Consider the following 26,371-nt stretch of genomic DNA (forward strand, 5'->3'; position numbering starts at 1 on the left):
GCCTGCCGTCAACCGACCCGTTGACCCCAAGACATGCCCCGTTGTGGAGACTCCATGCAACGCTTTCCGATTGCCATCCGGCTGTATGCGCTGGTCGCGCTGGCCATGATCGTATCCGTCGTCGTTGTTGCTTCCAGCCTTTTCCTTGCTAACGGCAACCTGATGGAAGAGCGCCGGGTGAAGCTGGCTTCAATCAATGAAAGCGCGATTTCCATTCTCCAGCACTTTCACGGGCTCGAGCAGGCCGGCTCCCTGGACCGGGAGACCGCCCAGCGCCGGGCGCTGGAAACCATCCGGGCCATCCGATTCGGCGCGGACGGCTATGTCTGGATCAACGATACGACGCCGGTCATGATCATGCACCCGATCAAGCCGGCGCTCGACGGAACCGATCTTTCGGCGATCGAGGATTCAAACGGCAAGAAGCTGTTCGTCGAGTTCGTTCGCGTTGCGAAGCAACAGGGCAACGGTTTCGTCGACTACACCTGGCCGAAGCCGGGCAGCGAAAAACCGGTCGACAAACTCTCCAACGTGGCGCTGTTCCAGCCCTGGGGCTGGGTCGTGGGCAACGGCATCTATCTCGACGATATCGCTGCGAAGTCCCGGGCGATGCTGGTCCGGGAAAGCGGTATTGCAGCCGGCGGCATCCTGCTGATGGCACTGGCCGCGCTTGCGATCATCCGCGGTGTCGCCGGTCCGCTGGCGCAACTTCGCACCGCCATGGCCCGGATCGCCGAGGAGGACTTCTCGGCCGATGTGCCGGGGACCGGTCGCGGCGACGAGATCGGCGCGATGGCCGTTTCGCTGTCGCAATTGCGCGATTCCGTCGGCGAGCGCGTGGACAGGCGGCTTCGCCTCGTCGAGGAGCAGCGGATCCTGGTGGACCAGGAGAGGGAAAAAAGCGAGGTGGACCGTGTCCGCCGGGCGGAAAGCCTCGACGCCGTCATCGAGCATCTCGGGGCCGGGCTGCAACGGCTGGCCGATTGCAATATCCGGATGACCATCGACATGCCGTTCGACGGCGAATTCGAGCGGCTGCGCAACGACTTCAATTCCTCGATGGCCGTGTTCCAGGAAACCCTGGAGCAGGTGCTGGCCCTGGCGCTGGAGATCGACGACAATTCGCAGTCGCTCAGCCAGGATTCGCTGCACCTGTCCGATCGTGTCGAGAAACAGGCGGTGACGCTGGAGCAGACGGCTTCGGCGATCGAGGAGATCGCGGGGACGATCGTGGCATCGTCCGCCACAACGGCCGCAACACGCTCGGGGGCGCAGGAGATTTCACGAACCGTGATGGAAGCGACCGACATCGTGCACAAGGCGGTGGCGTCGATCGAGCGGATCGAAAAGGCATCGGTGGAAATCGGCAAGATCAACACGGTGATCGACGAGATCGCGTTCCAGACCAACCTGCTGGCGCTGAATGCCGGCATCGAGGCCGCGCGGGCCGGGGAGGCGGGGAAGGGCTTTGCCGTGGTCGCGCAGGAGGTGCGTGAACTCGCCCAGCGGTGCTCGGAAGCGGCAAGCGAAATCGGCGGCCTGATCGGTTCGACGCGAACCAGCGTCGTGGAAGGGGCCGACATGGTCAAGGCCACCGGCACGGCGCTCGGCCAGGTCCGGGAGCGGGTCGTGGCGATCACGGACGACATCAACACGCTGACCGCAGCCAGCGAAGAACAGTCGACGGCCATCCGCGAGGTCAGCGCGGCGGTCCAGGCGCTCGACGGGCTGACCCAGCAGAATTCGGCCATGGCCCAAGAGTCGACGGCCGCGACCCAGATGCTGGCCAGGCAGGCAAGCGAGCTGGGCAGCCTCGTCGGCCGGTTCAAGCTCAACCGCCGGAAGGAAAACCGCGCGGCCGGTGCGCCGGTCTGGACGGAAGCCGAGCGGATGATGCGGCTCGGCTATCGCAACGAGGGGTCGGCGGCGCCGCTGAAGGCATCGGCCTGATGCCGGATTTCCGGCGTACGCCGACGATCAGACATTGGAGCCGCGAATGGCATCGCAAACCGCGTCGGTGACGTCCCGGGTCGTCGCGGTGCCGCCGACATCGGGCGTCAAGATGCCATCGGCGCAGACCTTTTCCACCGCGCGCATCAGGCGGGCAGCGGCTGCCTGCTCGCCGAGATGTTCGAGCATCTGGGCGGCGGTCCAGAAGGTGGCGACGGGATTGGCGATGCCCTTGCCGGCAATGTCGAAAGCCGATCCGTGGATGGGCTCGAACATCGACGGGTAGCGCCGTTCCGGATCGATGTTGGCGGTCGGCGCGACACCGAGACTGCCGGCGAGCGCGCCGGCCAGGTCGGACAGGATGTCGGCATGCAGGTTGGTGGCGACGATGGTGTCGAGGCTCTTCGGGTTCTTCACCATCCGCACCGTCATGGCGTCGACCAGCATCTTGTCCCAGGTGACGTCCGGGAATTCCCGGGCCACCTCGGCGGCGATCTCGTCCCACATCACCAGGCCGAAGCGCTGGGCGTTCGACTTCGTGACGACGGTGAGCAGCTTGCGCGCCCGTGACTGCGCCAGACGGAAGGCGTAGCGCATGATGCGGGTCACACCGACGCGGGTGAAAATGGCGACCTCCGTGCCGACCTCCTCCGGCATCCCCCGGTGGGTGCGGCCGCCGTTGCCGGAATATTCGCCCTCGGAGTTCTCGCGCACGATGACCCAGTCGAGATCGCCAGGACCGATGCCGGCCAAGGGCGAGCTGATGCCGGGCAGGATGCGGGTCGGCCGGACGTTGGCATACTGGTCAAAGCCCTGGCAGATCGGCAGGCGCAATCCCCAGAGGGTGACGTGATCCGGCACGTCCGGAGCTCCGACCGCGCCGAAGAAGATGGCATCGAAGGCCTTCAGCTGCTCCGGCCCGTCGTCGGGCATGAGCGCGCCGGTGCGCTTGTAGCGGTCCGAGCTCCAGTCAAATGTGGTGACGTCGATGCGGAAGCTGCCGTCACGGGCTGCCAGCGTCTCGAGCGCCTGGAGGCCGGCGGCAATGACTTCAGGCCCAATGCCATCGGCCGGTATCGCGGCAATCCTGTAAGTCTTCATCGTTTCCCGGATCCTGTGGTTGTCGTGCGGCCGCGGCTCAGCGGTCCTCGGTCTCGCCGGGTCGCGGTCCGGCCAGGGAGCAGCCCGCGCAGCCGATGGCACAGCCGGTCTGCTCCGGTTCCGGCGCACAAGGCGCCTTGCGGCCGGAAAGGCCGTAGCGGATCTTCGTGCGGACATGCTTGGGCAGGAAGAAACGCCAGACGACATAGAGCGCGGCCGCAAGGACAATGGCGAAGGTCACCGCCTGGTCGAGGAAAGCGCCCATCAACCGTATCCCGCCAGGCTGGCGAGCTGGTAGGTCACGAAAGATGCGACATAGGCCAGCGCCAGCATGTAGACGAACATCATCACCGGCCAGCGCCAGGAATTGGTCTCGCGTCTGACCACCGCGAGCGTCGAGACGCATTGCGGGGCGAACACGTACCAGGCGAGAAGAGACAGGGCGGTGCCGAGCGGCCAGTGCCCGGCGAGGATTGTGCCCAGCGCTTCACCGCCGGCATCGCCGCCGACAGCGTAGACGGTGGCGAGTGCGCCGACGGCGACTTCACGGGCGGCAAGGCCCGGGATCAGCGCGACCGCAATCTCCCAGTTGAACCCGACGGGCGCCAGCAGCGGCTGGATGGCATGGCCGATCAGGCCTGCAAAGGAATGGTCGATGGCCGGCCCGGCCGCGCCGGCCGGCGGTGCGGGGAAGGTGGACAGGAACCAGATCAGGATCATCATCGACAGGATGATGGTGCCGGCGCGGCGCAGGAAGATGACGCCGCGCTGCAGGACGCCGGTGAGGACGGCGCGCAGCATGGGCCGCTTGTAGCCCGGCAGTTCCATGATGAAGGGTTCGCTCTTGCCGCGCCATACCCAGTGGCGGAAGACCCAGGCGACGACGAAGGCGCTGACGATGCCTGCCGCGTAGAGCGCGAACATGACCAGGCCGCGCAAGTCGAACACGCCGGCGACCTTGCGGGCGGGAATGAAGGCGGCGATGATCAGCGTGTACACCGGAAGCCGCGCGGAACAGGTCATCAGCGGCGCGATCATGATCGTGGCCAGGCGCTGGCGGCGGTTCTCGATCACCCGGGTGGCCATGACGCCGGGAATGGCGCATGCAAAGCTCGACAGCAGCGGAATGAAGGAGCGCCCGTGCAGGCCGGCGCCGCCGATAATCTTGTCCATCAGGAAGGCGGCCCGCGCCATGTAGCCGAAATCTTCCAGCAGGATGATGAAGAAGAACAGGATCATGATCTGCGGCAGAAACACCAGCACGGAGCCGACGCCGGTGATGATGCCGTCGACGAGAAGGCTTGTCAGCAGGCCGTCGGGCAGGATGGCGCGGAGGGTGCCGGCCAGCCAGTCGAAGCCGGCGGCGATCAGGTCCATCGGCACGGTTGCCCAGCTGAAAACCGCCTGGAACATCAGGAAGAGGACTGCCAGCAGGATGGCGATGCCGGCGACGGGATGCAGCAGCACCGCGTCGATGCGGCCGGTCCAGTCGCGGTCCTCGCCGGCGGCCGAAACGAAGCGGACGACCATGCTGTCGGCGGCGTGGTGGGCGTCGCGCACCTCGGCCGCGTTCTGTTCCAGCCAATGCTCCCTGCGGGCGGGCCGGAGGTCGGTCAGCATGCGGTCGAGTTCGGCGAGCAGCCGGTCGGTGCCGCCATGTTCGACGGCGACGGCCTCGACGACGGGGATGCCCAGCTCGTGCGACAGGCCGGGGATGTCGATCCGGATGCCGCGGTAGCGTGCAATGTCCGCCATGTTGAGCACGAGCAGCATGGGCAGGCCGGCGCCCGACATTTCCATCACCAGGCGCAGCATGAGGCGCAGGTTGGTGGCGTCGGCGACGCAGACGAGAAGGTCCGGCCGCTCGACGGCATTCGTCCGGCCGAGGATGACGTCGCGGGTGACGATCTCGTCGGGGCTGCGGCCGCGCAGGCTGTAGGTGCCGGGAAGGTCGATGACCGTGAGGTGGCGGCCGGCGGGCGTGCGAAGCGCGCCTTCCTTGCGTTCCACGGTCACGCCGGGATAGTTGGCGACCTTCTGCTGGCTGCCTGTCAGCGCGTTGAACAGCGCCGTCTTGCCGCAGTTCGGATTGCCGACAAGGGCGATCCGGGCGTTTCTCACCAGCGCTGTCTGATCGATGACGTTCATCAACGTGGCGCGGTTCCCGCGGGCCCCTGCGCGGGGGCCTCGCGAACGAGGATCATGTCGGCCTCGTGCCGGCGCAGCGCGACGCGCATGGAATCGACCTTCACGGCGATGGGGTCGCGGCCGAGGAAGCCTTCGTGGAGAACCTCGACGCGGGCCCCCTCGACGAAGCCGATTTCCAAGAGACGGCGCTCCAGCTCGACGTCGAAGACCTCGTCGCGGCCGTTCGTGGCGCCGGGTGACCGGCCGACCGCCGCGATGATGCCGCGCTGGCCCCGCCTTGCCTGCCCGAGCCTGAACTGGCCGTGTGTCGTCACTCTAACATCTCATCAGAAGCCGTTTGCCGCAGGATTGCGCGGCCTTTTCGCCGGATGCATGGCCAATCCGGCCGCGGAATACAAGCGGAAGCACCCCTCCTTGGAATTTTTCTAAAGTGGAGGTGCCGCGCGGAACCGCCACGGCGGATCACCGTTGGTTGTGCCGGCTCATCAAAATTGAGGCGGACGACGACCAGATTCGTGAGCCGCCGACGATTCCTGCCATAAAATTTCCGCAAATGATTCCGCTTGTTTTGCGGTGCAGCATCCAGCGGCTCGGCCCGGCTGCCAACCACATTGGGGAACATGTATGCAACGTCGCCAGTTCAACGTCGCCATGGCGCTCGGCCTGTTGGCAACAACAACCCTTGCCCGTTCCGCGCTGGCGCAGGACGGTGGAGGCAAGGCAGCAGAAGCGGCCGATGACGCGATCGCGTTCGACTTCGAGACGCTGACCGGCGCGGCGAAGACCAAGGCCGGGCAGGCCTTCGCACCGCCGAGCGAGGAGCTTCCGGAAGCGCTGGCCGCGCTGAATTACGACGACTACCGGCACATCGCCTACGATCCGGACCGGACCGTCTGGCGCGGCAACGAATCTTTCGAGCTGCAGGCATTCCACATGGGATGGCTGTTCAGGTCACCGGTGAACGTGTTCACGGTTTCCGGCGGCCAGGCGCGGCCGGTGCGCTTCACGGCGAAGGACTTCATCTACCGCGAGCCGCTCGACGCGGAGAAGCTTCAGCAGGTGGACATGCCGGGCGTCGCGGGGTTTCGTATCCTCTACCCGCTGAACAATGCGGGCGTCATGGACGAGCTGGTTGCCTTCCAGGGTGCCAGCTATTTCCGCGCGCTCGGCCGCGGGTCGCGCTACGGCCTGTCGGCGCGCGGGCTCGCGATCAACACGGCGACCGAGGTGGACGAGGAATTTCCCCGCTTCAGCGATTTCTACGTCGAGAAGCCTGAACGGGGTGATGGCGTCCTGACCGTTTATGCACTCATGGACAGCCCGAGCGTCACGGGGGCTTACCGTTTCGTCATCACGCCGGGCGATACGACCCAGATTGAAGTGACCGCGCGGATCTTCCTGCGCGAAGACGTCAGCCGGCTGGGCATCGCGCCGCTCACCTCGATGTTCCTGTTCAACGGGGTGAACCGCCACGCCTTCGACGATTACCGCGAGAGCGTCCACGACAGCGAGGGTTTGAAGATCGTCCGCGCCGACGGCGAGGAGATGTGGCGCAGCCTGAACAACCCGACGCGCCTGGCCAGTTCGTTCTTCAACGAGACCAATCCGCGCGGGTTCGGCCTGTTCCAGCGGTCGCGCGCCTTCGACGACTACCAGGATGCCGGGGCGCATTACGAGATGCGGCCATCGGTGCTGGTCGAGCCGCTCGGCGAGTGGGGACCCGGCATGATCGGGCTGATCGAGATCCCGACCGAGCTGGAGGTCAACGACAACATCGTGGTGCTGTGGATCCCCGAAGGCGAGGCCAAGGCGGGGCAGAGCCACGAATTCCGCTACCGCCTGACATGGGGTTCGATCGAGGAGGACCGGTCGCGCCTGGCGCGGGTCGTCGAGATTTCGAGCGGCGACGGCGGCGTTTCCGGCGTCCAGGCCGAGGACAAGCAGAGCACCCGGAAGTTCGTCATCGACTTCGAGGGCGGGCCGCTCGGGAACCTTCCGCCGGAAGCCGACGTTAAGGCTGCAGTGTCCGTCTCGGCGGGCAAGGTCGCGCATGCGACCGTGTCACAGGTGGAGACGACGCACCGCTGGCGAATGGTGATCGACCTGGAGCTTCCAGAGGACGGTCCCGTCGAGATCAACGCCTACCTTGACCAGCGTTCTGTCCGCATTTCCGAAAATTGGCTTATCCAGTGGAGAAAAGGTGATGAGCAGCGTTCCTGAGGTGAAGATGATGTCCGAGAGGCATTCGCAGGACATGCATCCCCCCGTCGCGCCCCTCGCGATGCCGGAACAGATGATCGAACGTCCGCGGCGGCCCTTCCGCCTCGCGGTCCTGCTGTCGGCCTTCCTCTCGCCCGCGTCCTAGTTCCCTTCCATCCCGGATTGCCATCGTGGTTCGTCTCCGACGCTCAGTGTCGTTCATCTTCAGTTTCGTGGTTGCGGCCATCGCATCGCGCCTTGCGGCGGATGTCTTCTTTTCCGACGGATCCGACCCGGTGGACGTGGTCCGCATCCTGCTCCTGGCGACGACCACCGCCTGGATCGCCTGGGGCGCATCGCTGGCCGTCCAGGGGGTTTTCATCTCCGACAAGAAGAGCCGGCCACGCGACCGCCACCCGGTGCCTCTCGATGCCGGGAAGATCGGCGTGCTGGTTCCCGTCTACAACGAGGACCCGGTGTCGGTGGCCTCCCGCGTGATGGCGATGGCGCGATCGGTTGAGGCGACCGGCGAAGGCCGGCGGTTCGATTTCATCGTGCTTTCGGACACGCAGGACGACACGATCGCCAACGTCGAGCGGCGCTGCACGCAGCGGTTGCGCAGCGAGGGGCCGGAGGCGATCCGCTTCTTTTACCGGCGGCGCGAGAAGAACACCGGCAAGAAGGCCGGCAACATCGCAGAATTCCTGCGCGGATCGGGCGCGGCCTACCCGTTTCTCGTCATCCTCGATGCCGACAGCCTGATGGAAGGCGAGACCATGGTCGAGATGGTCCGGCGGATGGAGGCCGAGCCACGCCTCGGCCTGCTCCAGACGCTGCCGAAAATCATCCACGCCAAATCCTGGTTCGGACGCGCGATCCAGTTTTCCGCGGCCTTCCATTCGCCCGCCTTCACGCGCGGCCTGGCGGCCATGCAGGGGCGGACAGGCCCGTTCTGGGGCCACAACGCGATCGTGCGCACCCGCGCTTTCGCGGAAAGCTGCGGTCTGCCGGCGCTGACCGGGAAACCGCCGCTCGGCGGCCACATCCTCAGCCACGACTACGTAGAGGCGGCCATGCTGGCGCGCAACGGATGGACGGTGCGGGTGGATGCCGACCTCGAAGGCTCCTACGAGGAAGGGCCGGACAACATCATCGATTTCGCCAAGCGCGACCGGCGCTGGTGCCAGGGCAACCTGCAGCACGGCCGCCTGCTCGGCGCACCGGGCCTGAAGCCGTGGAGCCGGTTCGTTTTCGCCCAGGGGATCATGGCCTACCTGGCCTCGCCGCTCTGGCTGGTCTTCCTCGTCGCCACGCTGCTGGCGCCGCTGCTGGCGCCGCCGCTCAACTACTTCCCGCAGCCGCGCATGCCGGCAATCTTCCCGCGGCCCGAGACGATGCAGGCCATCGCCCTGCTGGTCGGGATCTTCGGCCTGCTGATCGGCCCGAAACTGCTGATCGCCGGCCGTGCGCTGGTAACCGGGCAGTCGAAGACGATGCCCATGCGCGTGCCCTTCCTGCGCAGCACGGTGGCGGAAGTCCTCTGGTCAAGCGTGCTGGCGCCCATCACCCTGATGTTCCAGAGCCGTTCGGTCTTCCAGGTGCTCCTGGGACGCGACGGCGGCTGGCCTGCTTCCAACCGCGATGCCGACGAGATCGGCATGCGCGAATCCTGGGCCGCGTCGTGGTGGATCGTCGCCACGGGCGTGCTGCTGCTGGCCGGCTCGGTGGAGTTCAAGGCCGATCTCTTCTACTGGTTCCTGCCGGTGGCGGTGCCGATGATCCTGGCGCCTGCGATCATCAGCTGGTCGTCGCGGCGACATAGCGGCCAGAAGGCCGCGCAGGCGGGCCTGTTCCTCACGCCGATGGAACTGGCGCCGGCACCGGTCATCCAGGCCTACGAGGCCCACAGGGCAGGGTGGCGGCACGAGGCCCTCACGCCGGACGTGACCGGCCAGGCCGGCCTGCAGACCGGGCAGGTTGCCGCGTCATGAGCCAGCCGATCATCCCGGGCGTGTCGAGGCGGGACCTCCGTCTCGACGCGGTGCGGGGCCTCGCCCTGCTGACGATCTTCATCAACCACGTCCCGAACAATCCGCTGGAGCTGTACACGTCGCGCAATTTCGGATTTTCCGACGCGGCTGAAGCCTTCGTGCTGATGGCGGGGATTGCCGTGTCGCTCGCCTATTCCGGCGGCTTTCTCAAGGGGGCGTTCCGCGAGCCGGTCGCCCGCATCCTGCGGCGCGCCCGGACGCTGTATGTCGTCCATGTGCTGATCATGACGCTGGCGCTGGTGATCATCGGGACAGGACTTCATGCCTTCGGGGTCACATCGGTCGCCGAGCACGTGAACTATACCCGGCTCCAGACCGACACGTGGCGGGCGGCCATCGGCGTTCCGCTGCTCGGATACCAGATCGGCTATTTCAACATCCTGCCGCTCTACGTGGTGCTGCTGGTCGCTTCCACCGGCCTGCTGGCGCTGGCCACACGGAGCGTTCATGCCATGCTCTCGGTGTCGCTGCTGGTCTGGGTGCTCGCGCACCTGACCGGCATCAACTTCCCGAACTGGCCCGGCCAGTGGGGCTGGTTCTTCAACCCCTTCGGCTGGCAATTCATCTTCGCCATCGGCGTTGCCATCGGGCTCGGCGTGAAGACCGGGCGGCCGCTGGTGGCCTGGAACGGCCCGCTCTACGCGCTGGCCTGGGCCTTCGTGCTGTTCGCGGCGGTCTGGATCAAGTTCGACATGGGTGCCGTGCCGGGCCTGTCCAGCCTGCCGTTCCTCTTCGCGGATACCGACAAGGGCCCGCTCGCCTTCCTGCGCCTGGCGCACGTGCTGGCGCTGGCCTACGTGGTGATCTACACACCGGCAATCGGGCGGATCCTGTCCAGCCGCGCGATGGCACCCGTCATCCTCATGGGACGCAATGGCCTGGCCGTTTTCGCCGCCGGGTCGGTGCTGGCCATCCTGCTGCAAGTGGTCTTCGAAATTTGGCCCGTTGGCGAGGGAATGAAGGTGGCGATCATCCTCGTGGGCATCGGCGCGCACTATCTGGTCGCGCTGGCCGCCGACCGTGGCCTGTCCTTTCCGTTCCGGCAGCGCCAGGCCGAGGACCGAAGCGCCGTGCGGCCGGGACTCGCGTCGCCGGTGGCCGGGCCGGTCAGCGAACCGGCGGCCTGATGCCGCGCTGTCATCCCGGCTGCCGGACGATCATGTCCACCGACTGGAGGCTCGTCTGGCCGCCCGACATGCGCAGGTTGCCCTTCACCGGCGCGACGTCGAAATAGTCGCGTCCCAGGGCGACGACCACGTGGTCTTCCCCGGCAATCAGGTTGTTGGTCGGATCGAACTCGATCCAGCCCATGCCGGGGCCGCACCAGGCGGTGACCCAGGCATGCATGGCATCGGCACCTTCGAGGCGTGGCTGGCCCTCCGGCGGGATCGTTCGAAGAAATCCGCTGACGTAGCCGGCCGGAATGCCGAGCGAGCGAAGCGCGGCGATCATGACATGGGAGAAATCCTGGCAGACGCCGTGACGTGCGGCGAAGGCCTCGGAAAAGGGCGTGTCGACAGCCGTTGACGTGGGGTCGAAAACCATTTCCTCATGCAGGGCGGCGCAGAGCTTGGAAACGATGGCAAAGACGCTTGCCGCGCCCACCGCGATGCCGGCCGCCCAGGCAGTGACAATCGGGTCCGGCGAGACGCGCGGCGATGGCGGCAGGAAGTGATGCGGCGCCTGCGGGCCGAGGGATGCGATCGCGCGGATTCCGGCCTTCAGGTCTTCCAGCGGCGGCGAGGTGTCGTCCGGGACGCGGCCTGGCTGCCGATCGACCAGCGCGGTCATCAGGAAGGCGGTGCGGGTGACCGCCTCGCCGTAGCGGATGGTCGTTACCGGATTGCCGAAGAAGTCGAACCGCTCGCTGCGTCCGGCCGGCAGGGGATCGAAGTCCAACCGGCTCTCAATGACCTTCTGCAGGGGGGCAAGCGCCCGCGGCACCATGCGCAGGACATGCAGCCCCGCTTCCGCCGGGGTCTCGTAGTCGTATTCGATGGAGAGGCGGATATCGTAGAGCATGGTCAGTGAAGATAGGATTCGGCCAGAAGGCCATGGAGTTCACCGACCTGGGCCTGCAGTTCGGCCAGCCGTTCGCCGGTGACGGTTTCCGCCGAGGCGGACGACAGGGCGGTCACGAGCGAGATCGTCCGTGTCTGGAACGGCGTGGTGCTTTCCCCGGCCGGACGGGGCAGGAAGATGGCATGTTCGTTCATGGCCCGGCACTGGTGATGCACCGATCGCGGGTTCAACTCGTCGAGGAGCAGCAGGTCGATTGCCGTGTAGCGGTCGGTATCGACGGTATAGCGGCGGCGGTGCGTCATGATCGAATCGCCGACCTCGATGGCGAGGTCGAGCGCGCCGGAGGGTGCATCCGGCGCGGTGCAGTCGGCCAGGAGCCGCAGCATGGCCAGCGAGCGCTCGATGGCGCGTCCGATGCCGAGGAAGCGCCAGCCGGTGAAGCGGTACATGTTCTCGTGCACCAGGCCGCTGAACCCGGAAATCTTGCGCAACAGGACGCTGTAGGCGCGTGCGGCGTCGTCGCCGGCGGTGACCCTGGAGGCGAATTCGCGCAACGTCCTGTCGAGATCGACGAGGGAATTCCAGCCATCGGTCGAGAAGCGGTCGCGCACCCGCCCGGCGCAGCGCAGCGCGGATTCCAGGTTGCGGGCCAGACCCGGCGGAACCGGTTCGGCAGGATCGGCGCCGATGACGGTGAGCTGGTCGGCGATGTGGCTGGCGAGCGGGTAATCGGCCGAGCCGGTTTCGGCAACGCGCAGGTGGTAGGCGCGCAACAGCCGGATCTGGTCCTCGGCGCGCTCGACATAGCGTCCCAGCCAGAGCAGGTTGTCGGCGGCGCTAGAGGGAAGGATGCCCAGTTCGGAGCGCCGCGCCGCCGTCACCTTGTGGTGCAACAGGGTTTCCGGCTGCTCGATCCGGTCGGAGACCACCCAGACGTCGCAGACCGAGCCGCCCCGCTGCATGGAGATGTCGGCGCTGTTGCTGGTGTGGCCGATGCGGGCGAAGCCGCCCGGCATCACGGTCCAGCCGTTGCGGGTGCGGGCGAGGAAAACGCGCATGCTCATGGGGCGCGGGGTCAGCCTGCCACCGGCCAGTGCCGGCGTGGTGGACAGGGAAAGGATCTCCTGCGCAGCGAGTCCGGCGGCGTGATCGCGGATCCAGTCCGGGTTGACGGGCGCGCCGTCCGTGGTGACGCCGGCGATCACCGCGTCCCTGCCATGGTCGAAGGGCAGGCCGGTCGACATGGCCTTGTCGATGGTCATGCGGGCACTGTTGGCCACCACGTATTCGCAGGCGGCCGGCGCGCCGCACCACCAGGTCGCGATGTTGGGCATGGCGAGGGGCGTGCCGGTGAGGAATTCCGCGATGCGGGGCATGAAGGCCATCATCGCGCGGGCCTCGAGCGCGCCGGACCCCAGCGCGTTGACCAGGGTGCAGGAGCCGGCCCGCAGGGCCTCGACGAGGCCGGGCGTGCCGATCTGCGAGTCCTCTTCGAGCTCCAGGGGATCGGCCCAGGCCGAATCGAGCCGGCGCCACAGCACCTCGACGGGTTTCAGTCCGCCGACGGTGCGAGCAAGAAGGCGGCCGTCCTGTACCGTGAGATCGGCGCCCTGCATGAGGGTGAAGCCGAGGTAGCGGGCGATGTAGGCGTGTTCGAAATAGGTGTCGTTGAGCGGGCCGGGCGTGAGGATGCCGACGCGGCTGTTCTCGCTCTCGCACATGGATTGCAGCATGTCGCGGAAGCGGCGGTAAAAGCCGGCCAGGCGCATGACGCGGTTCTGCCGGAACAGGGCGGAGAAGCTGCGGTTGGTGGCCATGCGCGTTTCCAGCGCGAAGCCCGCGCCGGAGGGCGCCTGGGTGCGGTCGCCCAGCACCCACCAGCTGCCATCGGGGCCGCGGCCGATGTCGAAGGCGACATGGTGCAGGAATTTGCCGCCACGCGGCGTGATGCCGACCACGGGGCGCAGCCATTCCGGGTTGGCCGCCAGGAGTTCGGGCGGCAGGATGCCTTCGGAAACCAGGCGGTTCTCGCCGTAAATGTCGGCCATCACCTGTTCGAGCAGTTCGGCCCGCTCCGTCAGCGCCGCGGCGATGGTGTCCCACTCCGCCTTCTCGATGAGAAGGGGGATGTGGCTGAGCGGCCATTCGCGCTCGGTCGACCCGTTCTTGCCGTAGTGGCGGAAATAGACCCCGCCGTCGCGCAGGTACTGGTCGGCGCGGTTGAGCGCGATGTCGCGCTCCTCGTCGTCGAGCGAGGCCAGGTGCTGCAGCAGCGGCAGCCAGACCGGGCGGACATTGCCGGCCCCGTCGAGCAGCTCGTCGGCAATGCCGGGCAGCAGGCTGTACCCGGCAAGCAGGCCGGACAGGTCGGCCGCCTCGTTCGGTGCGGATTGGTCCATCTGGCGTCGGGCCCTAGAGACCGGCAGGGCGGCGCAGGTCGAGCGTCATGGGAAATTCCGCATGCGGCGTCCGGGGCGGGGGCACGGATGCGCCGGGCGTATGCCCGGAATGCTCGAACCGCGCAAGACGCCGGGCCTCCGCCTCGTTGCTGTTGACGGGAAAGGTATCGTAGTTGCGTCCGCCCGGGTGGGCGACATGGTAGACGCAGCCGCCGAGCGCGCGGTCGGCCCAGGTGTCGAAAATGTCGAATGTGAGCGGCGCCTGCACCGGGATGACGGGATGCAGCGCCATGGCCGGCTGCCAGGCCTTGAAGCGCACGCCGCCGACGGCCTCGCCGCTGACGCCGGCATCGACCAGCGGGATCCGCCTGCCGCCGCAGGCCACGACATAGCGGCCGGGATCGGCCGCCGTCAGCTTGACCTGGAGGCGCTCGGTGGAACTGTCGGTGTAGCGCGCCGTGCCGCCGATCGCGCCGGTCTCGCCCAGCACGTGCCAGGGTTCCAGCGCCTGGCGCAGCTCCAGCTTCACGCCCTCGTATTCGACCTCGCCGCAGAAGGGGAAGCGGAACTCGGCCTGCGCCTCGTACCATTCCGGACGGAAGGCATAGCCGTGCTGGCGCAGGTCGGCGAGGACGTCGAGGAAATCGGTCCAGACGAAATGCGGCAGCATGAAGCGGTCGAGCAGCGTGGTGCCCCAGCGGGTGAAGCTGCCCTTGGCCGGACTGTTCCAGAAACGGGCGATGAGCGCGCGCAGCAGAAGCTGCTGGGCCAGGCTCATGCGCGGGTCCGGGGGCATCTCGAAGCCGCGGAACTCGACAAGGCCAAGCCGTCCGGTCGGGCCATCCGGCGAGTAGAGCTTGTCGATGCAGATCTCGGAGCGGTGGGTGTTGCCGGTCACGTCGGTAAGCAGGTTGCGCAGCAACCGGTCGGTCAGCCAGGGCAAGGGCGGCTGGCCTTCGGCCGGGTGGGGGATCTGCGCCAGCGCGATCTCCAGTTCGTACAGGCTGTCGTGGCGGGCCTCGTCGATGCGCGGCGCCTGGCTGGTCGGGCCGATGAACAGGCCCGAGAACAGGTAGGACAGGCTCGGATGGCGCTGCCAGTGCAGGATGAGCGACCGCAGCAGGTCCGGGCGGCGCAGGAAGGGGCTGTCCATCGGCGTCGCACCGCCGACGACGACATGATTGCCGCCGCCGGTTCCGGTATGGCGGCCGTCAATCATGAACTTGTCGGCACCGAGCCGCGACTGGCGGGCATCCTCGTAGACGCCCTCGGTGATCGCGACGCATTCCTCCCAGCGGGTGGCGGGATGGATGTTGACCTCGATGACACCGGGATCGGGCGCAACGCGGATGACGTTCAGACGCGGGTCATGCGGCGGCGCATAACCCTCGATGTGCACGCGCAGGCCCTCGGTCTCGGCGGCGCTCTCGACGGCGTTGAGCAGTTCCAGGTAGTCCTCGACCCGCTCGACGGGGGGCATGAAGACGCACAGGCGGCCATCACGCGGTTCGACCGCGATGGCGGTGCGGACAGCCTGGCCGACCTCGGAGATTTCCTGCTCGATGACGTTCTGGACGGGCGTCCCGGGCGAGAAGGAGGCCATGCGGGCCGGATGCGCGGCATCGGGTTTTTCCGGTTCCGGCGCCTTCGGCCGCTCCACGTCGGGAAGCGGGCCCTTGGGCTCCGTCGGGTCGGCGATGTTGACGTAGGGATACTGAGACGGCGGGACGTAGGGCAGCGATCCCAGGGGCAGGCGGAAGCCGACCGGGCTGTCGCCGGGGACAAGGAAGACGTGGCCGCGGCGGGGCTTCCAGCGCTCGGACTGCCATTTGCGGCTGTCGGCCGCTCGGGCCTGCCAGCGCTGGATCGGAAGCACGTAGCCGGAGGGGTTTGTCAGGCCGCGTTCGAAGACCCTGGCGATGCGATAGCGCTCCTCCGGATCCTTCAGGCGGGAGTTTTCCGGGGTGACGTTCTCCGGCAGGTTGGCCTCGCGCAGCACCCATTCTGCGGGATCCTCGAAGGCCGGCACGACATAGTCGCGGTTGACCGCCAGGTGGTCGGCGATGGCGCCCAACAGGCGCGCCGCCTCGTCGGGGCCGGCGCTGGTGTCGTCGTGCTCGCCGGCAATGAGGCTGGCGTTTTTCCAGACCGGCTTGCCGTCGCGGCGCCAGAACAGCGAGAAGGTCCAGCGGGGCAGGGTTTCGCCGGGGTACCACTTGCCCTGGCCGTAGTGCAGCATGCCGCCCGGCGCGAACCGGCCGCGCAGGCGGCGGATCAGGGTGTCGGCCAGCGCGCGCTTCTGCGGCCCCACGGCGGCGGTGTTCCATTCTTCGGATTCGAAATCGTCGATCGAGACGAAGGTGGGCTCGCCGCCCATGGTCAGGCGTACGTCGCCTTCTTCCAGTTGCCGGTCGACCTGCTTGCCGAGCCGGTCGAGCGCCTGCCAGGAGTCCTCTGGGAAGGGCTTGGTGATCCGCGGATGCTCCGAGACACGCGAGACGTGCATGTCGAAGGAGAAGTCGACCTCGGCATAGCTGGCCGCGCCGGCGATGGGCGCGGCGTTGCGGTAATGCGGGGTCGCGGCCAGCGGGATATGGCTTTCGCCGGTCAGAAGCCCCGACGTCGGATCGAGGCCGATCCAGCCGGCGCCCGGCAGATAGACTTCCACCCAGGCATGCAGGTCGGTGAAATCGTGATCGGTGCCGGCAGGGCCGTCGAGGGCGACCAGGTCGGGCTTGAGCTGGATGAGGTAGCCGGAAACGAAGCGGGCGGCCAGGCCAAGGTTGCGCAGGACCTGGACGAGCAGCCAGGACGAATCGCGGCAGGAGCCGCTTGCCTTCTCCAGCGTTTCCTCGGGTGTCTGAACACCGGGTTCCATGCGGATCAGGTAGTCGGTCTCGTCGGAAATTCGGTGGTTGAGGGCGACGACCATGTCGACGGTCCGCCGGGGCGTGCGGTCGACGGTCTCGAGAAAGGCCGCCAGGCGCGGCGTCACCGGTTCCGCCTTCATGTAGATCGACAGGTCGTCGCGCAGGTCCTCGGGATAGTCGAAGGGCCAGGTCTCGGCGCTTTCCTCGACGAAGAAGTCGAACGGGTTGTAGACCGTCATGTCGGCGACGAGATCGACCTCGATCTTCAGTTCCGTGACAGGCTCGGGAAAGACGAACCGGGCCAGCCAGTTGCCGTAGGGATCCTGCTGGTGATTGACGAAATAGCCCTGCGGCGAAACCTTCAGCGAATGAGAGATGACCCGGGTGCGTCCGTGCGGCGCGGGGCGCAGCCGGATGACCTGCGGCCCGAGCGTGACCGGGCGATCATACTTGTAGTGGGTAAGGTGATAGACTGCCGCCTTGATCGACATGAATCCGTCCTGCGATTGTTCGCCTGCCAGACTTCCACTTTTTTAGCCGCGGGACAATCGCCGAGCGGACGCTTTCCGGATCCGCCCGTGGGCATCGGCCAGGGACGGCATCCCGACAGGGGTCATGCGATGCCCAGCATCCGGCGGGCGTCCGCAGGGCTCGCGACGTCGCGCCCGGCTCCCCGGGCGGATGCGGCGAGCGCCTCGATCAACTGGCCGTTGGACCGGGTCTTGCTGCCATCGGGAAGGTAGAAGGTGTCCTCGACGCCGGTGCGCAACATGCCACCGAGCTCGGCGGCGCGGCGATGGACCGGCCAGATTTCCGCGCGCCCGATCAGCGTGGCCTGCCAGAAGCTGCCGGGCAGCAGGTAGTCCTGCAGCCATTCCAGCAGGGCGGCATCGACGGGCATGCCGGAAGCGACACCCATGACGAGATTGTATTGTGCGCGGTTCGTCATGCCATTGGCGACATACATGGCGACCGACCGGACGATGCCGGTGTCGAAGCATTCGAACTCGGGGATGGTGCCGCTTTCAGCCATCGCGTCGAGATGGTCCTTCACCTTCGCCGGCATGTTCTCGAACAGGATGGGCGGCCAGGCCCACTCGCCGTTGGCCTTGAGCTTCAGGTAGTTGAGCGAGCCGGCATTGCAGGCGGCGATCTCCGGCGCCAATTGGCGCACCACGGCGAGCGGCGCGGCGTAGTCGGCATCGACCGTGCCGGTCGTCGTGTTGACCAGGATGCCGGGACAGGCGGCGCGAATGGCTTCGACGATCTCGCCTGCAACGGCGGTGTCCCAGGTGGGAAGGTGGCCCATGCCTTCTTCCTGGCGCCGGAAATGGACGTGGATGATGGAGGCGCCGGCGTTCCAGGCTTCGCGCGCGGAGGCGGCGCACTGGTCCGGCGTGACCGGTACCGGGTGCTGGCGCGGGTCTGTGAGCACGCCGTTCAGCGCGCAGGTGATGATGGCCTTGTCCATGTGGGTCCTCACTGGCGGAAGCGGCTGCCCTGCGCCGGCGGTTTCACGGGCTGGCCGGCGAAGCACTGGGCATGGGTCATCCAGGTCGTGGCGACCGGTCCCTCGACGTGGAGCGCCGTGTCGGCCAGGGCGCGGGTCTGCGTGACGACGGCGGCGAAATCGGCCGCCGGTCCCGATATGCGGCCGGCCGAAGCCTCTCCGAAGGTCCACAGGGTACCGGAGGGTGCCGTCAGTTCCAGCAGCGGCACGGCGCCGGGAACCGGCAGGCCATGGACCTGGTGCGACCAGCCGAAGGTGTTGACGCCGAGCACGACGATGTTGCGGATGCGGTCGGTCTCCTCGCGGGTCTTGCCCAGGGTGTCGAAGACCTCGAAACCATGCGCCCAGGTCTCCATCTGCCGCGCGGTGATCGAGGATCGCGCCGACATGGACGGTCCGACCCAGGCCAGGCGGGCCTTCGGGTCCATCGCTTCCCAGCGTGCCGCCATCGCCCGCGCCTGCGCAATCCAGGCATCGCGCAGTTCGGGGCCCCGCTCCGAGATCGCGGCATTCTCGAGCGAGCGGAATCCGCCGCCGGCGGCGAATGTTTCCGTGACCCGGGCCGCGAACGCGTCGAAGGCGGCGGGATCGCTTGCGGACAAATCCGCTGCCAGGTTCCAGAAATGGAGGTGAACGAGCACGTCGCCGATGGTCCAGCCCTTGAACTGTGTCGGGCGATCGAAGCCGGATGGCGCGAGACCGGCCACTGCCGCATGCAGGGCCTCGCTTTCGGCCAGGAAGTCGCGGGCTTGCGGCAGGCTCATGGCTCTTCCTCCGTTATGGTGACAACCGGGCTTCCGGCGGCGACCTGCTGGCCGACGGAAACGGCGACGTCCGCCACGATGCCGTCAATGTCGGCTCGCAACTGGTGCTGCATCTTCATGGCTTCCATGACGGCCAGCACCTGGCCGGACACGACGCGGTCGCCCGGCCCCACGGCGAGAGAGACGACCAGGCCCGGCATGGGCGCGGCGACCCGGCCCGACCCGGCTTCCCCGGCCGATGGCTCCCACGGCCGGTGGCGGGCAAGCGCCACAGACTGCGTTCCGATCTGGACATGCATGCCGCCGTTGCCATCCGGGGCCTCTGCGACTGCGGCGCCACGCCCGTCGATGGTCAGCCCGCGCCAGCCGGGTCCGGGCTCCTCGAGACGGATCTCGTGGCACCAGTCCGGCCCGGTCACCATCCAGCCGCGAGGTCCGACTGCCTCGGCTTGCAAAGCATGCACGCGGCCGGATTCGATGAGGTCGACCGGCACGGGAAGGCCGCCATCGGAGGCAAAGCCGCACAGGCTGTCGTCCGTCATGGGCGAGGCGTCGAGCGCTTCGTGCATGGCCCCCTGAAGGACGAGGGCGGCACCGGCGGCAAGGAGACGGCTGCCTGGCGGCGTTTCGGCCATGCCGTCGGGCCAGGTTTCGGCGATGAAGGCGGTGGTTGCCTCGCCGGCAACGAAGGCCGGCGCATCGAGGATGCCCGCCAGGAAACCGGCATTCGTGGTCAGGCCGAGAATGGCGGTGCGTTCCAAAGCTGCCAGGAGGCGGGTTCGTGCCGCCTCGCGGGTTTCGCCCCAGGCGATCAGCTTGGCCAGCATGGGGTCGTAGAAGGGGGTGATCTCCTGTCCGCCGGCGATCCCCGCATCGATGCGGATTCCCGGACCTTCAGCCGGCGACCAGAGCGCGACCTGCCCCGTGACGGGCAAGAAATCGCATGCCGGGTCCTCGGCATAGAGACGCACCTCGATGGCATGTCCGGACAGGCGCACCTCATCCTGCGTCACGGGCAGGGGCTCGCCCATGGCGACCCTGATCTGCCAGGCGACGAGATCATGGCCGGTGACCATCTCGGTGACCGGGTGTTCGACCTGGAGCCGCGTGTTCATCTCGAGGAAATGGAAACGGCCCTCGTCGTCGAGCAGGAATTCGACGGTGCCGGCGCCGCAATAGCCGACGGCCGATGCCGCGGCCACGGCGGCCGCACCCATGCGCTCGCGCAGGCCCTCCGTCATCACCGGGCAGGGGGCTTCCTCCACCACCTTCTGGTGACGGCGCTGGACCGAGCAGTCGCGTTCGCCGAGGTGGATGCAATTCCCCCTGGCGTCTGCAAAGACCTGGATCTCGACGTGGCGCGGCCGAAGGATTGCCTTCTCCAGGATGAGTTGTCCCGAGCCGAAGGCGGAGACAGCTTCATTGCGGGCCAGCGCGAGGGCATCCGGCAATGCATCCGGTGTTTCGACGAGGCGCATGCCGCGGCCGCCACCGCCGGCCGCCGCCTTCGCCATCACCGGGTATCCGATCCGTTCGGCCTCGCGCGCGAGCGTGGCTTCGGACTGGTCCGCGTCCTGGTAGCCGGGCACGCAGGGCACGCCCGCGGCGATCATGGCGCGCTTGGCGCCGGCCTTGTCGCCCATGACGGCGATGGCCTCGGCCGGCGGGCCGACGAAGACCAGGCCGGCCGCCTCGACGGCACGGGCAAAATCCGCGTTCTCGGACAGGAACCCGTAGCCCGGATGGATGGCTCCGGCGCCGGACAGGCGGGCGGCCTCCAGGATCGCTGCGGCGTCAAGGTAGCTCTCGCCTGCCGGGCCGGGGCCGATCCGCACGGCATCGTCGGCGAGGCGGACATGGGGCGCGCGGTCATCGGCATCGGAATGGACAGCAATGGTGCGCAGGCCGAGATCCCGGGCCGTGCGGATGATGCGGCAGGCGATCTCGCCCCGGTTGGCGATCAGGAGGGAGGTGAACGGCTTCAGCATGGCTTGGCCGTCCAGCCGGCGGGGCGCTTGTCGAAGAAGCTGGCCATGCCTTCGCGGCCATCGTCCGACAGGATGGCGTCGGCAAAGGTCTTCGCGGCTGCATCGACAGCCTGCGCCGCCGACAGCGCGGGAAGGCCCTGCAGCAGCCGCTTGGTGGCGACCACAGCTTCCGGCGCAGCCTTGCGCAGTTTGGCACGCAGGCCGCCGATCTCGGCCTCGATCGCGGCGGCCGGGACGACCCGGTCGACCAGTCCGGCAGCGCAGGCCGCCGTCGCATCCATGGCCTCTCCCGTCAGCATCAGGCGCCGCGCGGCCGTCATGCCCGCACGGGCCACGACGAAAGGCGCGATCTGGGCAGCGACCAGCCCGACGCGGGCTTCCGACAGGGCCAGCCGGGCATCCGGCGTGGCGATCACCAGGTCGGCGGTGCAGGCGAGGCCGAGGCCGCCACCCATGGCCGCGCCCTCGATCACCGCGACGGTGAATTGCGGCAGATCGGCCAGGGCCCGGTACATTCGCGCGCCCTCGCGGCTCAGCGCCTCGATCTCGTCGCGGCCTGCCTGCCCGAGGCGCTTCAGGGCGGCGAGGTCGGCGCCGGCGCTGAACATGGCATCCCGGCCGCGAAAGGTGAGACCGCGAATGTCGCGGCGGTTTTCCAGCGCGCCGGCCAGGGCAAGCAGATCGGCCGCCCGGGCAGGCGAAAGCGGATTGCGGCGCTCCGGTTCGTTGAACCAGACCGTCAGCCAGCCGCCGTCCGGCTCCAGGTCGAGGGTGACTGTTTCCGGAAATCCGCTCATATCCGCGCCACTCCGAAAGCGTTCGGCCGGAGGGCGCGGGCGCGTGCCTCCAAGCAAGTGTCGAGGCAGAAGGCGATGACCTTGCGGCTGTCGCGCGGATCGATCACGCCATGATCGAGCACGCGGCCGGAGGTATAAAACGGCGAGGACTGCCGGTCGAACAGCGCCTGGATGGCGGCCTCCTGGCGGGCAAGCCGGTCCTCGTCGGGTTCGACGCCGCGCCTGGCCGCGCCGGCACGGGCCACCACGCTCATCGTGCGGGCCGCCTGCTCGCCGCCCATGACACCGGAGCGTGACGTCGGCCAAGCGAAGAGGAAATCGGGTTCGAAGGCGATGCCGCACATGCCGTAATTGCCGGCCCCGAAACTGGCACCCGCGTAGAGCGTGATCTTCGGTACGCGCGCGTTGGCCACGGCCTGGATCATCTTCGAGCCGTGCTTGATCATGCCGGCCCGTTCGTAGTCGGTGCCGACCAGGTAACCGGTGGTGTTGTTCAGGAAGACGAGCGCGGTGCCGGACTGGTCGCAGGCCTGGATGAAATGGGTGGCCTTGGCGGCACCGGGCGGGTCGATCGGCCCGTTGTTGGCGAGGATGCCGACGGGATGGCCGTGGATTGACGCCTGCAGGCACAGGGTGGCCGGGCCAAAACCGGGCTTGAACTCCTCCATGCGCGATCCATCCACCAGCCGCGTGACGAGGTCGCGGGCATCGTAAGGCTCCCGCGGATCGGCAGGCACCACGTCGGCGATGGTCTGCGGCGGGAGGCGCGGCGGGGCATGATCGCGCTGCCGGCGCGGCATGTCGCGGTTCCAGTCCAGACGGGCCAGAAGATCGCGGGCCATGGCAATGGCATGGGCATCGTTCTCGGCGAGATATTCGACGAGGCCGGAGACGGTGGCGTGCATCTCGGCGCCGCCGAGATCGGCGTCGCGGGCCTTCTCCCCTGTCGCGGCATAGACGAGCGCGGCGCCGGCAAGGGCCGCCATGCCGTTCCTCTTCACGGCGATCACGTAGTCGGACATGCCGGGCATGTAGGCGCCGCCGGCCGTTGACGGGCCATGCAGGACGGCGATGGTCGGCAGGCCGGCCGCCGACAAGCGGGCCAGGTTGCGGAACACCGCGCCGCCGTGCGCCCAGTCCTCGACCTTGTAGTTCATCAGGTTGGCCCCGGCGCTTTCGACCAGGTGCAGGAAAGGCAGCTTCTGGCGCAGCGCGATGTCCTGCATCGACAGCACGGCCTGCAGGGCCATGGGACTCAGCGCGCCGGCATTGATGCCGCTATCGTCGACGATCACCATGCAGCGGACACCGGAGACGAAGCCGATGCCGCCGAGGAACGTGCCGCCGGGAATGGAGGCCGCCGCGTCATCGGTATCGGCCAGGTAGCCGGCGAGGCTGTGGAGCCGCAGGAAGGGCATGCCGGGGTCGAGCAGACGGGCCAGCCGTTCGCGCGGGGTGATCTGGCCGCGCTCGCGGAAGCGGTCGCGCCGCTCCTCCGACTTGCGCGCGGCGCGCGCCTCCAGCCCGCGAAGCTCCGCGACCGCGCCTTCCATTGCCGCGCGATTGGCCGAATGGGTGGTTTCGGTCATCGGTCTCCTCCCAGTTGAACAAACAATACAAACGGTCGGAAAGAATGACAAGGGAGCCGCTGGCATTCGCGCTGCAGAAGAAAACGCTATTCCTTACATATGGATATGAATCCCTTGGCGCAATTGAAAACAGACCAAACGTACGGTATTTTCATTGAAAAAGGAGAAGTCGCGATGCGGAAGCCCGCGTCCCAGCACCGACGGCGCAGCCAGGCCGACCGGGTCCGCGAGACCCGCGAAACGCTGTTCGAGGCGGTGCTCGACTGCCTCGACCAGAAGGGCTACGCGGACACGACCATCGCCGCGGTGCAGGACATGTCGGGTTTGTCGCGCGGCGCGCTTATGTACCACTTCGCCACGCGCCAGGAGATGATCGTCGCGACGGCGAAACGCCTGCTTGAAGCCGCGATCCGGCCGACGCGGCGGCTGAGCACCGCGCGGGCCATGGCCGGCGGGAATGTCGCGGACCTGCTGATGTTCTACTGGCGGCATATCGTCAACACGCGGGAAGGCCGCGCCTTTATCGAGATCCTCGTCGCCTGCCGCACGGATGCAGCGCTTGATCTCGCTCTGGCGCCACACTTCGCGGAGTGGGACGAGGAGATCGGCAAGGCGGCGCAGGAGAGTTTCCGGGCCGTCAGCGGCCTTGAAGACGATGCCGCCATGCTCTGGTCGATGGCGCGTGCCTTCCTGCGCGGCCTCGTGATCCATGCGCGTTTCGTCGACGACCCGATGCGCCTGGAGGGTATGGTGCGGCGGTTCGGCATGATGATGGCGGAAGAGCTTTCGCTGCGCGGGCGCATGTAGGTCCGTCGGCTGCGTCGACATGTCGGGATGCGGCGTGCGGCCAGATTTGCTAGAAAGCGAGGATCATGCTGACCTTCCTGGCCCTCCCCGCGCGCGCCCGGCGGTTTTTCGCCGCGACCGCGCTTCTTGTCTTCGCCATCCCGCTCACATCCTGCTCGTCGTCGACGGAGCCATGGAGCGGTACCGACATTTCCGGTGCGCTGCCGGCGCTGCAGTTCACCATGATGCGGGCGCGCGACGGGGCGGAGGTGACCGGCGGGACCTACGAGGGCAAGGTGGTGCTGCTCTATTTCGGCTATACCTTCTGCCCCGATGTCTGCCCGCTGACGCTGGCCAATGTCGCGCAGGTGCTCAAGGGGCTCGGCAAGAAGGCCGGGGATGTCCGCGTGCTGTTCGTCACCGTCGATCCGGCCCGGGATACGCTGGACGTGCTGAAGGACTACGTTTCGGCCTTCGGCCCGCAGGTCGTCGGCCTGCGGGGCACCGACGACCAGCTGGCGTCGCTGGCGAAACGCTACCGCGTCGCCCATTCCGCGGGCAGGGACAGCGCCGGCGACTACGTCGTCACGCACGGGCCGGCGGTCTATGCCTTCGACAAGGAGGGAAAGGCGCGCATGCTCTACAGCAATCTCAGCAGCAGCGACGCGGACACGGATGGCATGAAAGCCGATCTCGAGCGTCTCGTCGGGGGCAGCCGGGCCAGCGGGCTGGCCGCCTGGTTCTGAGGCGTCAGCCGCCCGTCGCCGATTTCACCGGCACTTGCGCCGTCAGGCTGGTGCCGTCGGCAAAGCGCAAGGTCAGGGACACCGCCGCGCCGGGTGCCATGGCGGCGGCGGGCTGCATGCACATGACGTGATAGCCGCCGGGCGCGAACCGAAGTTCGCCATGCGCCGGCACGGCGATCGCCTCGACCGGCACCATTTTCACGACCCCGTCAGATTCCATGGATCTGTGCAGGGACGCCATGCCGCAGGCCGGCGATGCTGCGCCGACGAGCGTTGCCCTGGTGTCGCCGTCGTTGCGCAGCGTGAAGTAGCCTGCTGCGGGGCGCCCGGGAACGACCATACGGAACCAGGCATCCTGAAGGCTCAGGGATGGTCCGGCTGCCAGCGCCGCATGGCCGCCCGCGAGGGCCGCGAGGGCCGCGAGCAAGAGGCAGAGCCGCCGGTCAGCGCCCGGTCCAGCCGGCCGAGACCACGAGGCCATCGTCTTCGCTCCCTTTTCCCGCATGCTCCCGCCTTTCCTTTTCCTCTTCGCTCAGCCGCATCATGTTGAGGGCGAGCAGCATGCCGACGACGCTCATCATGGCGGCGGGAATCCAGACGATCAGGCCGCCATAGACCTGGTCATCGATGGCGCCGATCGACGGGTACAACCGTCCGCACCAGTCGTAGAAGGTGTAGATGTCGCCATGCGCGAGGGTGATCACGGCGCCGATGGCGATCTGCGGAAACATCACCAGCACGGCGGTGACGATCCGGCCGGCGTGGGACACGTGCGCGGGCGGGCTCGGCCGCGGATCGAGGATGAGAAACCAGAACAGCAGGCCGTCGACGACCATGGTCCAGTTCATGACTCGATAGAGGCCGGTGTCGATCATGGCAACGAAATGCACCGCCGGTGTCAGCCAGAGCGCGATGAGGCCGACGAAGAGCACGGCCGCGATGAAGGGCTGCTGGACGACATCGCGCACCGCAAGGACGGGGCGGGACGTGACGAGGCGCATCAGCCAGCCGGGCATGGCGCGGGCCATCGTCGCTCCCGGCCAGGCGAGCGCAATCAGGAACGGACCGACGTGATGCAAGACGACATGCTGGAGCCGGTTGAGGAAGAACATGTGCTCGGCCATGTATTCGAACCGGGTCTGCAAGACGGCATAGATCGTGGCGACGCCCGCGAAATAGAAAAAAATCTGCCAGAGCGCGGGCCGCTCGCCGCGTGGCGTCAGGGCCAGTCCGCGCAGATACCACCAGACCGCCAGGGCGGTGGCGACGAAATAGGTGGCGTCGAACTCGTAGGGAAGCCAGACCGGAACCGAGGCGGCCTGGTAGCGGTCGAGCCACCACAGGACGGCTGCGAGGAGGGCAATGACACCGTAGGGCAGCCAGGCCATTGCCCGGGTTCCAGGCCGGGGACCGTGGTCAGGTTTCCCCGGAGCGTGGTGCCGTGCCGGATC

At 67.6% G+C, this 26,371-nt stretch carries 21 protein-coding genes; 7 read left to right on the plus strand and 14 right to left on the minus strand.

What is annotated here, in order from left to right; genetic code table 11:
* The first annotated feature begins 54 nt into the window (after positions 1-54).
* Positions 55-1,950, plus strand: coding sequence for a methyl-accepting chemotaxis protein (locus CSC94_RS16565; RefSeq protein ID WP_165784471.1), 1,896 nt, complete (start codon positions 55-57; stop codon positions 1,948-1,950).
* A gap of 27 nt (positions 1,951-1,977) precedes the next feature.
* On the opposite strand, the gene CSC94_RS16570 is transcribed toward CSC94_RS16565, so the two are convergent.
* Genes CSC94_RS16570 through CSC94_RS16585 form a run of 4 tightly spaced genes read right to left on the minus strand, consistent with a single transcriptional unit; the run spans position 1,978 to position 5,513 of the window.
* Positions 1,978-3,051 carry a tartrate dehydrogenase gene (locus tag CSC94_RS16570; RefSeq protein WP_099307481.1) on the minus strand — a complete coding sequence of 358 codons (1,074 nt, stop codon included), beginning with the start codon at positions 3,049-3,051 and terminating at the stop codon, positions 1,978-1,980.
* A gap of 37 nt (positions 3,052-3,088) precedes the next feature.
* On the minus strand, positions 3,089-3,316 hold the full coding sequence (locus CSC94_RS16575; protein WP_099307482.1) for a hypothetical protein: 228 nt from the start codon (positions 3,314-3,316) through the stop codon (positions 3,089-3,091).
* Positions 3,316-5,199 (minus strand): ferrous iron transporter B, encoded by a 1,884-nt coding sequence (gene feoB, locus CSC94_RS16580; RefSeq protein ID WP_099307483.1) that lies wholly within the window; start codon positions 5,197-5,199, stop codon positions 3,316-3,318. Before feoB ends, CSC94_RS16575 begins: the two co-directional genes overlap by 1 nt.
* The gene (locus tag CSC94_RS16585; protein ID WP_099307484.1) at positions 5,199-5,513 is read right to left on the minus strand and encodes a FeoA family protein; all 315 of its coding nucleotides are present in this window, start codon (positions 5,511-5,513) and stop codon (positions 5,199-5,201) included. Before CSC94_RS16585 ends, feoB begins: the two co-directional genes overlap by 1 nt.
* A gap of 310 nt (positions 5,514-5,823) precedes the next feature.
* Here CSC94_RS16585 and CSC94_RS16590 point away from each other — a divergent pair, with 310 nt between their 5' ends.
* Genes CSC94_RS16590 through CSC94_RS16600 form a run of 4 tightly spaced genes read left to right on the plus strand, consistent with a single transcriptional unit; the run spans position 5,824 to position 10,576 of the window.
* Positions 5,824-7,419, plus strand: a complete 1,596-nt coding sequence (locus CSC94_RS16590) for an OpgD/OpgG family glucan biosynthesis protein (RefSeq protein WP_099307485.1) — start codon at positions 5,824-5,826, stop codon at positions 7,417-7,419.
* On the plus strand, positions 7,403-7,564 hold the full coding sequence (locus tag CSC94_RS24685; protein WP_165784472.1) for a hypothetical protein: 162 nt from the start codon (positions 7,403-7,405) through the stop codon (positions 7,562-7,564). The genes CSC94_RS16590 and CSC94_RS24685 overlap by 17 nt, the downstream gene beginning before the upstream one ends.
* Positions 7,565-7,589: 25 nt before the next feature.
* On the plus strand, positions 7,590-9,389 hold the full coding sequence (gene mdoH / locus CSC94_RS16595) for a glucans biosynthesis glucosyltransferase MdoH (protein ID WP_165784473.1): 1,800 nt from the start codon (positions 7,590-7,592) through the stop codon (positions 9,387-9,389).
* Positions 9,386-10,576 carry an OpgC family protein gene (locus CSC94_RS16600; RefSeq protein WP_099307487.1) on the plus strand — a complete coding sequence of 397 codons (1,191 nt, stop codon included), beginning with the start codon at positions 9,386-9,388 and terminating at the stop codon, positions 10,574-10,576. The genes mdoH and CSC94_RS16600 overlap by 4 nt, the downstream gene beginning before the upstream one ends.
* A 10-nt stretch (positions 10,577-10,586) precedes the next feature.
* On the opposite strand, the gene CSC94_RS16605 is transcribed toward CSC94_RS16600, so the two are convergent.
* The 8 genes from CSC94_RS16605 to CSC94_RS16640 all read right to left on the minus strand — a co-directional run bounded on the left by CSC94_RS16605 (position 10,587) and on the right by CSC94_RS16640 (position 23,388).
* Positions 10,587-11,471 (minus strand): transglutaminase family protein, encoded by an 885-nt coding sequence (locus CSC94_RS16605; protein ID WP_099307488.1) that lies wholly within the window; start codon positions 11,469-11,471, stop codon positions 10,587-10,589.
* A gap of 2 nt (positions 11,472-11,473) precedes the next feature.
* Positions 11,474-13,870, minus strand: a complete 2,397-nt coding sequence (locus CSC94_RS16610; RefSeq protein ID WP_099307489.1) for a circularly permuted type 2 ATP-grasp protein — start codon at positions 13,868-13,870, stop codon at positions 11,474-11,476.
* A gap of 13 nt (positions 13,871-13,883) precedes the next feature.
* Positions 13,884-17,231 (minus strand): transglutaminase family protein, encoded by a 3,348-nt coding sequence (locus CSC94_RS16615; RefSeq protein ID WP_099307490.1) that lies wholly within the window; start codon positions 17,229-17,231, stop codon positions 13,884-13,886.
* Between the two features lie 122 nt (positions 17,232-17,353).
* Positions 17,354-18,211: a beta-keto acid cleavage family enzyme gene (locus CSC94_RS16620; RefSeq protein ID WP_099307491.1), complete on the minus strand. Its 858-nt coding sequence runs from the start codon at positions 18,209-18,211 to the stop codon at positions 17,354-17,356.
* Positions 18,212-18,219: 8 nt separating this feature from the next.
* On the minus strand, positions 18,220-19,014 hold the full coding sequence (locus CSC94_RS16625; RefSeq protein WP_205853336.1) for a TIGR03084 family metal-binding protein: 795 nt from the start codon (positions 19,012-19,014) through the stop codon (positions 18,220-18,222).
* A complete protein-coding gene (locus CSC94_RS16630; RefSeq protein ID WP_099307492.1) occupies positions 19,011-21,002 on the minus strand; it encodes an acetyl/propionyl/methylcrotonyl-CoA carboxylase subunit alpha in 1,992 nt (663 codons plus the stop codon). The genes CSC94_RS16625 and CSC94_RS16630 overlap by 4 nt, the downstream gene beginning before the upstream one ends.
* The gene (locus CSC94_RS16635) at positions 20,996-21,799 is read right to left on the minus strand and encodes an enoyl-CoA hydratase-related protein (protein WP_099307493.1); all 804 of its coding nucleotides are present in this window, start codon (positions 21,797-21,799) and stop codon (positions 20,996-20,998) included. The genes CSC94_RS16630 and CSC94_RS16635 overlap by 7 nt, the downstream gene beginning before the upstream one ends.
* Entirely contained in the window at positions 21,796-23,388 is a 1,593-nt protein-coding gene (locus CSC94_RS16640; RefSeq protein ID WP_099307494.1) for an acyl-CoA carboxylase subunit beta, read from the minus strand. The genes CSC94_RS16635 and CSC94_RS16640 overlap by 4 nt, the downstream gene beginning before the upstream one ends.
* Before the next feature lie 174 nt (positions 23,389-23,562).
* Here CSC94_RS16640 and CSC94_RS16645 point away from each other — a divergent pair, with 174 nt between their 5' ends.
* Together CSC94_RS16645 and CSC94_RS16650 are read left to right on the plus strand one after the other, a co-directional pair.
* Positions 23,563-24,195, plus strand: coding sequence for a TetR/AcrR family transcriptional regulator (locus CSC94_RS16645; RefSeq protein WP_165784474.1), 633 nt, complete (start codon positions 23,563-23,565; stop codon positions 24,193-24,195).
* A gap of 65 nt (positions 24,196-24,260) precedes the next feature.
* Positions 24,261-24,920 carry an SCO family protein gene (locus CSC94_RS16650; RefSeq protein ID WP_099307496.1) on the plus strand — a complete coding sequence of 220 codons (660 nt, stop codon included), beginning with the start codon at positions 24,261-24,263 and terminating at the stop codon, positions 24,918-24,920.
* Between the two features lie 4 nt (positions 24,921-24,924).
* Here the strand turns inward: CSC94_RS16650 and CSC94_RS16655 are convergent, their stop codons facing one another.
* Positions 24,925-25,347 (minus strand): copper chaperone PCu(A)C, encoded by a 423-nt coding sequence (locus CSC94_RS16655; RefSeq protein ID WP_165784475.1) that lies wholly within the window; start codon positions 25,345-25,347, stop codon positions 24,925-24,927.
* Between the two features lie 16 nt (positions 25,348-25,363).
* Positions 25,364-26,308 carry a cytochrome c oxidase assembly protein gene (locus CSC94_RS16660; protein WP_165784476.1) on the minus strand — a complete coding sequence of 315 codons (945 nt, stop codon included), beginning with the start codon at positions 26,306-26,308 and terminating at the stop codon, positions 25,364-25,366.
* Between the last annotated feature and the right edge of the window lie 63 nt (positions 26,309-26,371).

The organism is Zhengella mangrovi (assembly GCF_002727065.1).
Taxonomy (GTDB): Bacteria; Pseudomonadota; Alphaproteobacteria; order Rhizobiales; family Rhizobiaceae; genus Zhengella; species Zhengella mangrovi.

What these genes read in the sequence shown, in the direction of transcription:
- CSC94_RS16565 (WP_165784471.1), top strand. Translation starts at nt 55, where the DNA reads ATGCAACGCTTTCCGATTGCCATCCGGCTGTATGCGCTGGTCGCGCTG.
- CSC94_RS16570 (WP_099307481.1), bottom strand. Translation starts at nt 3,051, where the DNA reads ATGAAGACTTACAGGATTGCCGCGATACCGGCCGATGGCATTGGGCCT.
- CSC94_RS16575 (WP_099307482.1), bottom strand. Translation starts at nt 3,316, where the DNA reads ATGGGCGCTTTCCTCGACCAGGCGGTGACCTTCGCCATTGTCCTTGCG.
- feoB (WP_099307483.1), bottom strand. Translation starts at nt 5,199, where the DNA reads ATGAACGTCATCGATCAGACAGCGCTGGTGAGAAACGCCCGGATCGCC.
- CSC94_RS16590 (WP_099307485.1), top strand. Translation starts at nt 5,824, where the DNA reads ATGCAACGTCGCCAGTTCAACGTCGCCATGGCGCTCGGCCTGTTGGCA.
- CSC94_RS24685 (WP_165784472.1), top strand. Translation starts at nt 7,403, where the DNA reads ATGAGCAGCGTTCCTGAGGTGAAGATGATGTCCGAGAGGCATTCGCAG.
- CSC94_RS16600 (WP_099307487.1), top strand. Translation starts at nt 9,386, where the DNA reads ATGAGCCAGCCGATCATCCCGGGCGTGTCGAGGCGGGACCTCCGTCTC.
- CSC94_RS16605 (WP_099307488.1), bottom strand. Translation starts at nt 11,471, where the DNA reads ATGCTCTACGATATCCGCCTCTCCATCGAATACGACTACGAGACCCCG.
- CSC94_RS16610 (WP_099307489.1), bottom strand. Translation starts at nt 13,870, where the DNA reads ATGGACCAATCCGCACCGAACGAGGCGGCCGACCTGTCCGGCCTGCTT.
- CSC94_RS16615 (WP_099307490.1), bottom strand. Translation starts at nt 17,231, where the DNA reads ATGTCGATCAAGGCGGCAGTCTATCACCTTACCCACTACAAGTATGAT.
- CSC94_RS16620 (WP_099307491.1), bottom strand. Translation starts at nt 18,211, where the DNA reads ATGGACAAGGCCATCATCACCTGCGCGCTGAACGGCGTGCTCACAGAC.
- CSC94_RS16625 (WP_205853336.1), bottom strand. Translation starts at nt 19,014, where the DNA reads ATGAGCCTGCCGCAAGCCCGCGACTTCCTGGCCGAAAGCGAGGCCCTG.
- CSC94_RS16630 (WP_099307492.1), bottom strand. Translation starts at nt 21,002, where the DNA reads ATGCTGAAGCCGTTCACCTCCCTCCTGATCGCCAACCGGGGCGAGATC.
- CSC94_RS16635 (WP_099307493.1), bottom strand. Translation starts at nt 21,799, where the DNA reads ATGAGCGGATTTCCGGAAACAGTCACCCTCGACCTGGAGCCGGACGGC.
- CSC94_RS16640 (WP_099307494.1), bottom strand. Translation starts at nt 23,388, where the DNA reads ATGACCGAAACCACCCATTCGGCCAATCGCGCGGCAATGGAAGGCGCG.
- CSC94_RS16645 (WP_165784474.1), top strand. Translation starts at nt 23,563, where the DNA reads ATGCGGAAGCCCGCGTCCCAGCACCGACGGCGCAGCCAGGCCGACCGG.
- CSC94_RS16650 (WP_099307496.1), top strand. Translation starts at nt 24,261, where the DNA reads ATGCTGACCTTCCTGGCCCTCCCCGCGCGCGCCCGGCGGTTTTTCGCC.
- CSC94_RS16660 (WP_165784476.1), bottom strand. Translation starts at nt 26,308, where the DNA reads ATGGCCTGGCTGCCCTACGGTGTCATTGCCCTCCTCGCAGCCGTCCTG.